A 13519-nucleotide genomic window follows, 5' to 3' on the forward strand; every position below is an offset into this window, starting at 1 on the left:
GGGTTTAGAGTTTAGGGTTCTGAATCGAATCATGGGCTTATCCGTTATACGCTACGGTCCACGCAACTCAAAACACTAAACTCTAAACCACAAAACCTCTAAACGTTTATCGTCTGCTGGAGCTGCCGGGCGGCGGCTACCATGTTTCGTAAGGCCTGATCGGTTTCGGCCCAACGGCGGGTTTTCAGGCCGCAGTCGGGATTGACCCACAAGTTACGAGCCGGAATCGTACGAAGTGCTTTTTCCAGCAAATGTGCCATTTCTTCCACGCTCGGTACACGCGGTGAGTGAATGTCGTACACGCCGGGTCCGATCTCATTGGGGTACTGAAAATCCGAGAACGCTTCCAGCAATTCCATCTGCGAACGGGACGTTTCGATGGTAATCACATCGGCATCCATTCGGGCAATGGCCTCCATGATGTCGTTGAATTCCGAGTAACACATGTGCGTGTGAATCTGCGTTTGATCCGCTACCCCCGCAGCACTTAGCCGGAACGCGTCCACGGCCCAGGTCAGGTACGTCGCCCAGTCCGCCCGCCGCAGGGGCAATCCTTCGCGAATGGCGGGTTCGTCAATCTGAATGATCCGGATGCCCGCTTGCTCCAGTTCCTGTACCTCATCCCGAATCGCCAGGGCAATCTGGAAAGCCGTATCCTTACGTGGCTGATCATCCCGGACAAAGGACCATTGCAGAATCGTGACCGGCCCCGTCAACATCCCTTTCATGTATTTCTCGGTTTTCGATTGAGCGAAGGTCGTCCAACGTACCGTCATGGCTTCGGGACGTTCTACGTCACCGTAAATAATCGGTGGCTTCACGCAACGACTGCCGTAACTCTGTACCCAGCCATTTTGAGTGAAGACGTAGCCCGTCAGTTGCTCGCCGAAGTATTCTACCATGTCGTTACGCTCGAACTCGCCGTGTACCAGTACGTCCAACCCTACTTCCTCCTGCCAGCGAATGGACCTTTCGATTTCCGCTTCTACAAACGTTTCATAATCAGCCTTCGTTACTTCGCCTTTCTTGTACTTCGCCCGCCATTGCCGCACTTCGTCGGTTTGGGGAAAGGAACCAATGGTGGTCGTGGGGAAGAGCGGTAATGGCAGGCTTTCTTCTTGAATTTGTTGACGAACGGCAAACGCACTATCCCGCTCAAAATCATCCGTTTGCACGGCCTGTACCCGCGTTTTAACGGCAGTTTTGTGAATCAGCAGACTCGTCCGGCGACTTTCCAAAGCCACCTGATTTTCCAGCAATAAGCCCTGAGCCTCTCCTGTGGACAGACGTCCCAGCGTCACTACTTCACCGAGTTTCTGCTTGGCAAAGGCCATCCAGTTTTTGATTTCCGGCGTCAGGACGGCTTCGTTTTTCTCTAGATCCAGGTCATACGGTACGTGCAGTAGCGAGCAGGACGGAGCAATCCAGACACGGTCTTTGCCCAGTACGTCCACCGCTCGCTGAATGAACGTCAACGATTGCGTGAAGTCATTTTTCCAGACGTTTCGTCCGTCCACGACGCCCAGCGAAAGGATTCGTTGCGAAGTGACAAAACTGGTATCGGCCAGGATGACTTCCAGTTGTTCGTTGCCGCGTACCAAATCCACGTGCAAAGCCGCTACGGGCAATTGCAGGGTCAGGGCCAGGTTGGGCTGTATGCTTTCAAAATACGTGGCAACCAGCAAGGATAGCTGAGGTACTGCCCGGGCTAGGTACTCGTAGGCCTGCTGAAAAGCGATTTGCTCATTCTCGGATAAGTCCAGCGTCAGGCAGGGTTCGTCGAGCTGTACCCAGGTCGTACCTCGGGTAACCAGCTCGCGTAGTACGTCGGCGTACACGGGCAACAAGCGTTCGAGCAGGTCAATGCGATGGAAACCCGCTTCTTTTTCTTTGCCCAGTAACAGAAACGATACGGGGCCAAGCAGGACGGGCTTTGTCAGAATACCCATTTGCTTGGCATCCTCAAAATCGTGAATCACCTTATCGGAATACCGTTTAAACTGCTGATTTTTCAGAAACTCCGGGACAATGAAGTGGTAATTGGTATCAAACCATTTCGTCATCTCCATGGCTTTGATGTCCAGCCCATTCTGTTGAATGCCCCGGGCCATGGCAAAGTAGATTTCCAGCTCGCGATTACTCTTGCCGTCAATCAGCGACTGGTAACGCTCGGGTACCGCTCCTACCATCAGGGCCGTATCCAGTACCTGATCGTAAAATGAAAAGTCGTTGGAAGGAATCCACTGGATACCCGCTTCCTGTTGCGTTTGCCAGTTTTGCCGACGGACCTGCCGTCCGGCCCAGAGGAGTTCGTCTTTGGAGATTTTTCCGGCCCAGAATTGTTCGCTGGCCCATTTCAGTTCGCGTTTGCTGCCCACACGGGGGTAGCCCAGGTTGTGCGTAACCATGTTGTTTGTGTTAAAAAAGGGTTTAAAAAAACGCCTCTGAAACACCCAACCCGCCAAAAAAGGTGAATTGTTGCAAATGCGTAGGCATACGATCTCCGGCTCACGTTCGTCGCTGAACGTCAGAAAAAAGAATACGCGTTTTCGAACCCGCTCTGATCGTCAGAACCGGTCGAAGAAACTCCTACAGCGTTTGTAAAATCAATGCGTGCATCAGGCCTTAGTCGTGAAGGCATGACCATTGAGAAGGTTGGCAAGTCTCCTGGCTTGTACCATGCTGGCCCCCCTTCTCATTCCTCGCGGAACAATGGGAAATTTGGGTAGCACGTGTTTCGCTGCGGCGAAACGGGTACTTACAGTAGCACGTCTGCTCGTGATTTACACACGATTCCTTTTTCATTCCTTGGCGAGCGAAGACCTCCCCACGAAACCAACCATCCGATTGACGGGCATTACAAAGAACGCCGCAAATATAGAGCATAGTTTTTTTAAATACGGAAGCAGAATCTTTTTTAGAAACGACAACGGCCCGCGTACCCAGACTTGCAGCGTATATCTTTTTAGCAAACTTTTAAGAGGTTTCGCTTAAAAACTCGTCAGGTTTAGGGAAGTTTGGCCGAATTTCTAAATTTGTTCCGTTCTTGACTAACGCTTCAGAACTTTGTTACCGCGTGGTCTTACCATTACTCATTTAAACTTCTGATTCTATCTGATGAAGACGCTGAACCAGTACAATTTCGCCGGAAAAAAGGCACTTGTCCGCGTAGATTTCAATGTCCCTTTGAATGACCGCTATGAAATTACTGACGATACCCGCATCAAAGCTACGATCCCCACGATTCAGAAAATTCTGAACGACGGTGGTTCGGTAATCCTGATGTCGCACCTGGGTCGTCCGAAAGATGGTCCTACCGAAAAATATTCGCTCAAACACCTGGTTAATGCCCTGTCGCTGATTTTCAACCGTCCGGTAAAATTTGCCGATGACGCCATTGGTCAGCAGGCCGTAGATCAGGCCGCTAACTTGCAGCCCGGTGAAATCCTGCTGCTGGAAAACCTCCGTTTCTACAAAGAAGAAGAAAAAGGAGACGTGGCTTTCGCCGAGAAACTGTCTCGCCTGGGTGATGTTTGGGTAAACGATGCTTTTGGTACGGCTCACCGGGCCCACGCGTCAACGGCGGTAATCGGTCAGTTCTTTACTGACAAAGTAAGTGGTTACGTGATGCAGGCCGAGCTGGATAACGCCCAACGGATTCTGGATAACGTAGAGCGTCCGTACACGGCGATCATGGGTGGAGCGAAAATCTCCGATAAAATTCTGGTGATCGAACGCCTGCTGGATAAAGTGGATACGCTGATTCTGGGGGGTGGTATGACCTACACCTTCACGAAAGCCTTGGGTGGACAAATCGGAAATTCCATCCACGAAGACGACAAAATGGAGCTGGCTCTGGAGCTGATCGAAAAAGCGAAAGAAAAAGGTGTAAACCTGCTGATGCCGCTGGATACGGTGATTGCCGATAAATTTTCCAACGACGCCACCAAAACGACGGTTCCCGCCGGTCAGATTCCCGAGGGCTGGGAAGGTCTGGACATTGGACACCAGTCGATCGTAGTATTCAAAGAAGCCATCCTGAATTCGAAAACGATTCTTTGGAATGGTCCGATGGGGGTATTCGAATTCTCGAATTTTGCTGTAGGTACCAATGCCATTGCGGAATACGTAGTAACGGCAACCGAAGAAAACGGAGCCTTCTCACTCATTGGTGGAGGGGATTCTGCCTCTGCAGTAAACAATGCCGGATACGGTGACCGCGTAAGCTACGTATCGACGGGTGGTGGAGCTCTGCTCGAATACATGGAAGGCAAAACGCTTCCCGGGGTAGCGGCTCTGGATTAATTTCCTGACAAAATACCCAAACGACAAAGAGCCGATCCTGTAGGGTCGGCTCTTTGTCGTTTATTGCTTGCTTACTCGGCCAGCTTAAACTTTTTGGCGAGAGCGAATACTTCTTTGAATGATTTCGTAGTCAGCTGAGCGTCTTCGAGGGCATTGTGAAATTCGGCGTCTTCCCGTTCCAGCCCAAAATAACCCGCAATGGCTTTCAGACTCAGTGACTTGGGTACGGGCTTGCCATTGGCTTTCAGTACTTCAAAGGTGAAATAGCCGAGCGTATGCAGATCCAGCAGTTTGTTGGAATACGGCCACTTGATTTTCTCTTCCCGGTAGGCGTACCGCAGGAAATTAATATCGTTGATGACGGATTGTCCGCTAATGATAACATCCCGCAGGTACTGGGAATTATCCAGCGTCTGGGTACGGCCCCGGAGGCGACCGAGCTTTTCCAGTATCCACTCTTCAAATTGTGGGATGACATCGTAAATCATGGGAGCGTCGTCCAGATCGCTCAGACTCAGACCGTGAATTTTGGCTGAATATTCCGAGAAAGCTTCTTCGTTTTCCGGATAGACATTCGACAGGTACGTTCCCAGTTCATTCCAGTCATCATCGCACAAAACGGCTCCAATTTGTATGATTTCATTCCAGCCGGGTTCACCGCCGGTCATTTCCAGGTCTAAAACAAGATAAGGCATCGGTTCAAGTTGAGTAGAATTCAAAGATAAGGGAACGCCCCTATTATTCACCGGATTTCGATTCAGGAATACGTAAAGCGTTCATTCCGGAAATTTTGTTCAAATGATTGCGTAGATTATTAGAATAGTACAAAAATATTCAAAACTCTTAGGGCTGTTTGTGCGTTAATTTTATAGAAGCCGTTGAAGTACGACCGTTTGGTCACAGCCCGAAAAGTACCATGATCTATAAAACACTCATCAACCCCAAGAAACGAATCATTGAGCTTGAAAAAACAATTTTAGATGAAATCGAGCTCAAAAAGACTACTTTTTTATACGCATTCCGGATTTTGTTCGGAGCAGCCATTGCCTGGATGTTACTCGATTTACTGCATATCGAGAAAAAAGAATGGGCACTTATTTCAGTAGCCATCGTCTCCGAGCCTGATTTTGGTGATCTACGTCGCAATACGATTTCCAGGATTATTAATACTATTAGCGGCTGTCTGATTGGTATTGTTTTTATCGTCCTGACGGGTGTTAATATCTTTTCCCTCTTTCTAGCCATTGCGGTAGCCATCTTCATGGGTACACTCATCAAACGGTATCCTTCTAGCTGGAAACTGGCTCCCTCTACGGTAATTGCTGTTATGACGCCAGCGATTTTTCAGCAAGCTTCCTGGCAGGATGCTCTTGAAATTGCCCTTCTCCGTACCTCGGAAGTAACCTTGGGCTGTATCGTCGCCTTTCTGGTCGGCTGGTTTTTCTCCGTGGTGAAGCGGAGGTTTAATTTCTAGGTTTCGGTTCCAGGCCAGGGGTTGAAACCCCTACGTAGTTTTGCTAAGACGCTGAAATGTTTCGGTGCGTCAAACTTTTCAAACGTTAAACGATCCCAACAAGACCTTGGTAGTGGGCCAATTCCGTCCAGCTCCTCTGTTCTATTTTCTTCCATTCATTCTTTTTTCAAGGAATTACACGAAACTTGTGGTCGCAGTAAAAATGCCGATCTAAATAGGGTATTACCGCCCTTGATCTGGTCTTTTCTTACAAAAACCAACAACAAGGATGAGTGTATTTAGTCTTGCCGGAAAAACGGCAGCCATTACCGGCGGTGGCAGTGGTATTGGCCGGGCCATTAGTGTCGAATTTGCCAGTCAGGGTGCTCATGTACATATTCTGGATCTGAGTGCGGAAGGGGCTCAGGCGACGGCTCAGGAAATTGAGTCAGCCGGTGGTAAGGTAACCGTACATGCCGTCAACGTAACGAATCAGGGCGAAGTACTGGCCGTTTTCGAGGCCATCGGCTCGCTCGATATTCTGGTCAATAATGCGGGTATCGCCCACGTCGGTAATCTGGAAAAAACGACCGAAGCGGACCTCGACCGTATCTACAATGTTAATGTCAAGGGAGCGTATAACAGCCTCTTTGCCGCCGTGCCAAAAATGAAGGCTAAGGGCGGTGGCGTCATTCTGAACCTGGCGTCCATTGCGGCTCTGGTCGGTATTCCGGATCGTTTTGCGTACAGCATGAGCAAGGGAGCCATTCACGCCATGACCTTATCCGTAGCGAAGGATTACCTGAAGGATAACATTCGTTGCAACAGCATCTCCCCCGCCCGCGTGCATACGCCCTTCGTGGATGGCTTCATCTCGAAAAATTATCCGGGTCAGGAAGAAGAAATGTTCCAGAAACTCTCGGCTACGCAGCCCATCGGTCGGATGGCGAAACCCGAAGAAATTGCTCAGTTGGCTTTGTACCTTTGCTCGGATGCAGCTTCGTTCATTACGGGTGTCGATTACCCGATTGACGGCGGTTTTACTACCTTGAATAACTAGTCTCTCTTTTATTAACTCCTCTATTCGCTCATGAAAAAATTACTAACGCTGTTAAGCCTGAGTACGCTTTTGTTTGCCTTTCGGGCCGATAAACCCAAGAAAATCATCTTCTTCGGTGACTCCATTACTCAGGCAGGCGTAAGCCCCACCGGGTACATCACCAAGCTGGCCAGTATGCTGGATAAAAGCAAGTACGAACTGGTGGGTAAAGGCATTGGTGGTAATAAAGTGTACGATTTGTACCTGCGGATGGACGAGGACGTACTGGCTCAGAAACCCGATGCCGTAGTCATCTGGGTGGGGGTGAACGATGTCTGGCATAAAGCTAGCTCGGGCACGGGTACGGATCCCGACAAGTTTGAGAAGTTTTATCAGGCGATCATTAACAAACTCAAGGCTCAGAATATCAAAGTAGCCCTGACGACCCCCGCCTCGATTGGCGAACGCCCGGATAATACCAACCAGCAGGACGGTGACCTGAACCGTTACAGCCAAATCATCCGGAATCTGGCGGCGAAAAACAACCTTCCCGTCGTGGATTTGCGGAAAGCATTCATGGAATACAACCTGAAAAACAATCCGAAAAACGAAGAGAAAGGCATTCTGACGACGGATCGGGTGCACCTCAACGATACGGGCAATCAGTTTGTAGCCGAACAAATGGCGAAAGTAATCGAACAACTGTAAGATCCTTATCTCATCCCGGAAACCAGACATTTCCGGGATGTTTCGTTTCTAAACCTATGAAAAGACTTCTGCTTACCGGCTTCATCTACCTCTCCTTCCTGCGAATTTCGTTTGGGCAGGCGTACCAGCCCAGTCCCGAAAACCTGGCGGCCCGGCAGTGGTTTCAGGATGCCCGTTATGGTTTGTTCATTCACTGGGGCGTCTACAGCATTCTGGGTGATGGCGAATGGGCCATGAATATTCAGAACATACCCGTGTCAGCTTACGAGAAATTGCCAAAATTCTTTAATCCAACGGCATATGATGCCAAACGCTGGGTACAGATTGCTAAAAATGCGGGAATGAAGTACATCACGCTCACCAGCAAACACCACGACGGCTTTGCGATGTGGCATTCAAAAGCTTCACCGTACAACATCGTGGATGCGACGCCGTACAAAAAAGACGTCCTTAAACAACTGGCCGACGAATGTGAGAAGGAAGGCATCAAGCTGTTTCTGTACCATTCACATCTGGACTGGCACCATCCCGATTATTTTCCCCGGGGAAAACCGGACGGCAAACGGGACGGCCTGAATCGGGTGATTTTGAAAAATACCTTCAGTACATGGACGCTCAGCTAACGGAATTACTGGGTGGTTCGTACGGAAAAATTGCCGGAATCTGGTTTGATGGCTGGTGGGATCAGGCCCTGGATGAGCACGAAAAACAGGCCCGCAAAACGCACGTCGACTGGCATTTACGTCGCACCTACGATCTCATTCACCGTCTGCAACCCGCCGCTTTGATCGGTAATAATCACCACGTAACGCCTTTTGAAGGCGAAGATTTTCAGATGTTCGAGCGGGATCTGCCCGGCCAGAATACCTTTGGCTATAATACAAGTTCTGTTAGTCAATTGCCGCTCGAAACCTGCGAAACGCTGAATGGCTCCTGGGGATTCGACCTGCGGGACCAGCGGTACAAATCTCCGGAACAGATCGTCCGGTATCTGGTGGGTGCTGCGGGCCGTAATGCCAACCTGTTACTGAATGTAGGCCCCATGCCCAACGGAGAGATTCAACCCGAATTTGTTGACCGACTCGAAGCCGTAGGCAATTGGCTCAAAACCCATGGTGAAACGATTTATGGCACCCGGGGTGGACTCATTCCACCACAGGAATGGGGCGTGAGTACGAAAAAGGGCGATACTCGTCACTTTCTGCACATCCTAAAGAAGCCCGCGACGAACATTTTGTTCGTTCCCAATTTCACGCCCAAGGTTAACAGTATCACAGCCTTTGAAGGTAAAAAACCGTTGAAATTCAAGCAGCAAGCGGAAGGTTTATTTGTGTATCTGGACGGCGTAGCTATGAACGATTGGGATACCATCATCGAAGTACAGACAAAGTAAATAAAGGTCTCTGCTCAATGGCCCAAGAAGAAAGTATACCTTTGAGGGGCCATACTGAAAGACTAAACGATTCTTTTGCAGTATCTAAACTTGAAATAACGAATGAAACTTTTTCGCTACATCACCGATGAGGATGTTGTACCCGGCATTCTTCTGGACGGAAAAGCGTACAGCTTAGAAGCCTTTTTCGAAGCCCTGGGCGAAGAAACCGGAGCATATGATCTGGACGAAATCTTCTTTGAAGAAGAAGGCCTGTCCGTACTGGAAGACTACCTCGAACAATACGGAACTTCGGAATTGCAAGCTCTGGAAGGTCCGATCGAGTATGCTTCCTGCGTGGCTCGTCCGTCGAAAATCATTTGCATTGGTTTGAATTACGCCGATCACGCGAAGGAAACCAACGCTCCGATTCCTCAGGAACCCATCGTATTCTTCAAGGCTACGACGGCTCTTTGTGGCCCGAACGACGACGTAATCATTCCCCGTAATTCCGTTAAGACGGATTGGGAAGTGGAACTGGCCGTCGTTATTGGTGCGGAATGTAGCTACGTAACGGAAGAAGAAGCTGAGGATTACATCGCCGGATATGCCGTGATGAACGACTACTCGGAGCGGGAGTTTCAGCTCGAACGCGGGGGTCAGTGGGACAAAGGTAAAGGTTGCGATACCTTCGGTCCGATGGGCCCCTACCTGGTAACCCCGGATGAACTCGACGACGTGGATAGTCTGCCGATGTGGCTGAAAGTGAACGGTCAGACGTACCAGAACTCTACAACGGCTCAGATGATTTTCAAAGTACCGCAAATCATTAGTTACCTGAGTCAGTTTATGACATTGCTTCCGGGTGACGTGATTTCAACGGGTACGCCTCCGGGTGTGGGACTGGGCTTTAACCCTCCTGTCTACCTGAAACCCGGCGATATCGTAGAACTCGGTATCGAAGGCTTGGGCGAACAGCGTCAGGTAGCGGTATCCTGGGAGGATGCGTACTAATTGACGATCTTAAAGAATCAATTTTGATCAGGACGTGTTCTCGATGAACACGTCCTTCTTTTTAGTCGATTCACGATGAATATTTCATTTTACAAATACCAGGGTACGGGCAACGATTTCATCATGATTGATGATCGGACGAGTACCTTTCCCATTGATAAAGAGCGGATTGCTCACTTATGTCACCGACGGTTTGGCATTGGAGCAGACGGCCTGATTCTGTTACAAAACGACGAAGCCTACGATTTCCGGATGAAATACTTCAATGCCGACGGCGGCGAAGGTTCCATGTGCGGCAACGGCGGACGGGCTACGGTACGTTTTGCTCACGACCTGGGTGTCATTGGCGATCAGACACGGTTTATTGCCGTGGATGGTGAACACGAAGCGTTAGTAACCAGCGAGCAGATTTCGCTGAAAATGAGTAATGTCAAAGGGCTGGAAGAACATCCGGACTATGCCTATATGAATACGGGTTCACCCCACGTGGTAGCATTCAGGGACAATTTGCAGGACTTTAAGGTGTATCAGGAAGGCTACGCTATCCGGTACTCGGAGGAGTGGGTAAAACGGGGTGGTACGAACGTCAATTTTGTGGAGCAGCAGGGCGATCAACAGCTATTTGTTCGTACCTACGAGCGGGGCGTGGAGGACGAAACGTATTCCTGCGGAACGGGTGTAACGGCCTGTGCTCTAATGGCTCATGTGAAACGGGGTATGGAAAGTCCCATTAAGATTAAAGTATTGGGTGGTAATCTGGAAGTAAGCTTCGAACAAACCAGTGCGGATGCTTTTGAAAATATTTACCTCATCGGCCCCGCTGAACGGGTTTTTGAAGGTACGGTGGAGGTTTAGTTGATAGTTAATAGTTGATAGTTGATAGTTGATAGTTGATAGTTGATAGTTGATAGTTGATAGTTGATAGTTGATAGTTTTACGAATTATTTTTCTTTTTTGCAAGTCAATTACCTCTTTTTCATCTGGCTATCAGCATATTATAAACCTCCCGAAAGCTCGGTGTTTTCTGGAGGTTTATTTTGATAGGGCTTATTCATGGGTATCCATGGGTTGTACCCATGGCTAACGACATTGAACCCCTTCGGGATTGGTAAGCTCCAATCTCGAAGGGGTTCAATGTCGTTAGTCCCGTACAAAATTCGAAGCGGGTTGTCCGTAACGAATGCTACAAACAACCCGCCCCGCTATCTTTACCGGTTTTACTCTAAACTCTAAACTCTAAACTCTAAACCGCAGCCGCTCTCAACTCTCTCCCCTATACCACCTTCACCAGATGGTTTTTCTTTCCTTTCGCTACCAGTAAATATTTACCCTGTAACAACTGGAAATCAGCAGGCTGGTTGGGATCGCTTACTTTGGTTTTGTTCACCGATACGGCATTTCCCTGAATGGCCCGGCGGATTTCTCCTTTCGATGGATATACCTGAGCCGTAGCCAGCAAGTCCGTCACGTTCGGAGCTGCTTCGTAATCAGCCAGCGAAATTTCAGTGGTAGGCACGCCGTCAAAGATCTGCACGAAGGTCGTTTCATCGAGGGACTGAAGCGTTTCCAGCGTTCCTTTGCCGTAGAGTACTTCGCTAGCCCGAACGGCCGTTTCGTAGGCTTCCGCGGAGTGTACCCGCGTGGTTACGTCCTGAGCAATCGCTTTCTGGAGAATACGCAAGTGCGGAGCCTCGGCATGCTGGCGTTCGAGTTTTTCGATTTCTTCTTTGGAAAGTAAGGTAAACACCCGAATCAGGCGTGGGCAATCCGCATCAGCGGCATTGAGCCAGAACTGATAAAATTGGAAGGGACTGGTTTTTTCCGCGTCCAGCCATACGTTTCCGCTTTCTGACTTACCGAATTTGGTACCATCGGCCTTGGTTACCAGTGGCGTGGTCAGGGCGAAGGCCCGGCGTTCGGTTTCTTCTTCGTTTCCTCCTTCTTTCCGGCGAATGATTTCCGTTCCCGTCGTGATGTTTCCCCACTGATCGGAACCACCCATCTGGAGTTTTACCCCCTGGGTTTTATACAAATGGTAAAAGTCGTAACCCTGTAACAACTGATACGAAAACTCCGTAAAGGAAATACCCGTTTCCAGACGTTTCTTTACCGAATCTTTCGACATCATATAGTTGACGCTCAAAAATTTACCTGCTTCGCGTAAAAACCCCAGAAAGGAAAAATCCTTGAACCAGTCGTAGTTATTAACGATCTCAGCTGAGTTTTCACCGGAATTAAAATCCAGGAATTTTTCCAGTTGTTTCCGAATGCCATCCTGATTGAAACGCAACGTTTCTTCCGATAAAAAACTACGTTCAGCAGCCTTAAAGGAAGGATCGCCAATCATCCCCGTAGCTCCGCCCACCAGAGCAAACGGTTTATGGCCCGCCCGTTGCAAGTGCACCAGCAACATAATCGTAGCCAGGTTGCCAATGTGCAGGGAAGAAGCCGTCGGATCAAATCCAATGTACGCCGACGTCATTTCCTTCTGGAGCTGCTCTTCCGTACCCGGCATCATGTCCTGCAACATACCCCGCCAGCGGAGTTCTTCAATAAAATCAATTTTCATGTTAGTATTCGCCCAATATGATGTATAAATATGCGTACAGAGCTACCTCCTTAAGCGATTTCTCAGTTTACTGTACCACTTGTCTATCCTTTTCCCAGTCACCATTTTAGCAATCTGAAACTTGGTTGCCGTGGAATACTCGTCTGGATGATAATGTTTAATCATATACTCACGAGCCTGCCGCTCTATGTCTTCATAAATGAACCGATTGTTGTCAGCATCGTTGCCATTGCTAACGGCACTAAATGGAGCATGATCAGCGTACTCTTCGTAATAGAAATTCTGAAATTTCAGCCCGTGTAAATACGAATACCGGAACCAGGCCGCTGCCGTATCGCTACCGTCCCACACACCTCCGAAATACGGCACTGGTCCATTCGGAATGGTTGATTGCCGGTATAAGTCAACGTTTATTAAACACGCGTATTCATTAAGACGGCATTCGGGTAAAGGGTGTACAAAGCCTTCCTGTACTAACTTACGATCCCTCTGTTCCCGTGGCGTTGGGTATTCATCCATCTGCCTGAGCAACTCTTCCTGCGTGGGCTTGTATTGCTCGAATGTTTCGGGGTTACATTTTTTAGCGAAAAAAGCTGAACAATTCCAACATTGTCCGATTCGTCCCACTCCTACTAAATTAGCTGAAGCTTCCGCAAACCGCTGTAACATGGGGCCAATCAGGTCCCGACGGTACAGCATGTCATTATGACAAATCAATACATACGGTTTATCCGTTTTTTCCAACGCATACTGGTAGCGAAGGCTTAATCGAATTGCTTCATCAAGTCCGTTAGGGTTAACATCCGACATCCAGGGAACGAAGCGTTCCGGATAAACAATAATCACTCCCTGTTTTTCAAAAACTTCCTTGATCTTGCACACACCCTGCCAGGCATCCTTGTAGGGCTGTTTTTTCTCAATACTTAAGTAAATTTTATCTACGTAGCCCCGACTATGCTCCAGTAAACTAAACAGCGTTACCATCGTCTGATAAGGCTTTCCGTAGTAGCTAATAGCAATATCTACTTTTTGCATCACACGCTTAATTTTGGCGGAAAT

Annotated in this window: 10 protein-coding genes, 1 pseudogene and 1 riboswitch; of the genes and pseudogenes, 7 read left to right on the plus strand and 4 right to left on the minus strand. The window is 48.9% G+C overall.

The features are described from left to right. Window positions 1–98: 98 nt before the first annotated feature. Window positions 99–2408, minus strand: coding sequence for a 5-methyltetrahydropteroyltriglutamate--homocysteine S-methyltransferase (gene metE, locus BWI97_RS08040; RefSeq protein ID WP_102200641.1), 2310 nt, complete (start codon window positions 2406–2408; stop codon window positions 99–101). 231 nt (window positions 2409–2639) lie between these two features. Beyond that, window positions 2640–2855: riboswitch (cobalamin riboswitch) on the minus strand. A 262-nt stretch (window positions 2856–3117) separates the two neighbouring features. On the opposite strand from metE, the gene pgk reads away from it, so the two are divergent. Continuing rightward, complete coding sequence (pgk, locus tag BWI97_RS08045) at window positions 3118–4305, plus strand: phosphoglycerate kinase (RefSeq protein WP_102200642.1); 1188 nt, start codon at window positions 3118–3120, stop codon at window positions 4303–4305. Between the two features lie 71 nt (window positions 4306–4376). On the opposite strand, the gene BWI97_RS08050 is transcribed toward pgk, so the two are convergent. After that, the gene (locus tag BWI97_RS08050) at window positions 4377–5000 is read right to left on the minus strand and encodes a PolC-type DNA polymerase III (RefSeq protein WP_094814680.1); all 624 of its coding nucleotides are present in this window, start codon (window positions 4998–5000) and stop codon (window positions 4377–4379) included. Between the two features lie 221 nt (window positions 5001–5221). Here BWI97_RS08050 and BWI97_RS08055 point away from each other — a divergent pair, with 221 nt between their 5' ends. The 6 genes and pseudogenes from BWI97_RS08055 (at window position 5222) to dapF (ending at window position 10746) form a co-directional block, all read left to right on the plus strand. After that, a complete protein-coding gene (locus BWI97_RS08055) occupies window positions 5222–5779 on the plus strand; it encodes an FUSC family protein (RefSeq protein ID WP_102200643.1) in 558 nt (185 codons plus the stop codon). A 268-nt stretch (window positions 5780–6047) separates the two neighbouring features. Next, window positions 6048–6818: an SDR family NAD(P)-dependent oxidoreductase gene (locus tag BWI97_RS08060; RefSeq protein WP_094814676.1), complete on the plus strand. Its 771-nt coding sequence runs from the start codon at window positions 6048–6050 to the stop codon at window positions 6816–6818. A 30-nt stretch (window positions 6819–6848) separates the two neighbouring features. Further along, window positions 6849–7505: an SGNH/GDSL hydrolase family protein gene (locus BWI97_RS08065; RefSeq protein WP_094814674.1), complete on the plus strand. Its 657-nt coding sequence runs from the start codon at window positions 6849–6851 to the stop codon at window positions 7503–7505. 56 nt (window positions 7506–7561) lie between these two features. Beyond that, window positions 7562–8898, plus strand: a pseudogene (locus BWI97_RS08070) (alpha-L-fucosidase). Window positions 8899–9000: 102 nt separating this feature from the next. Continuing rightward, window positions 9001–9891, plus strand: coding sequence for a fumarylacetoacetate hydrolase family protein (locus BWI97_RS08075; RefSeq protein WP_094814672.1), 891 nt, complete (start codon window positions 9001–9003; stop codon window positions 9889–9891). Between the two features lie 75 nt (window positions 9892–9966). Next, entirely contained in the window at window positions 9967–10746 is a 780-nt protein-coding gene (gene dapF, locus BWI97_RS08080; protein WP_102200644.1) for a diaminopimelate epimerase, read from the plus strand. Window positions 10747–11164: 418 nt separating this feature from the next. Here dapF and tyrS read toward each other — a convergent pair whose 3' ends face one another. Both tyrS and BWI97_RS08090 read right to left on the minus strand, forming a co-directional pair. Continuing rightward, a complete protein-coding gene (gene tyrS, locus BWI97_RS08085) occupies window positions 11165–12454 on the minus strand; it encodes a tyrosine--tRNA ligase (RefSeq protein ID WP_102200767.1) in 1290 nt (429 codons plus the stop codon). Window positions 12455–12502: 48 nt separating this feature from the next. Beyond that, complete coding sequence (locus BWI97_RS08090) at window positions 12503–13495, minus strand: hypothetical protein (RefSeq protein ID WP_146010896.1); 993 nt, start codon at window positions 13493–13495, stop codon at window positions 12503–12505. Between the last annotated feature and the right edge of the window lie 24 nt (window positions 13496–13519).

Source organism: Siphonobacter sp. BAB-5405 (genome assembly GCF_002872335.1).
Taxonomy (GTDB): domain Bacteria; phylum Bacteroidota; class Bacteroidia; order Cytophagales; family Spirosomataceae; genus Siphonobacter.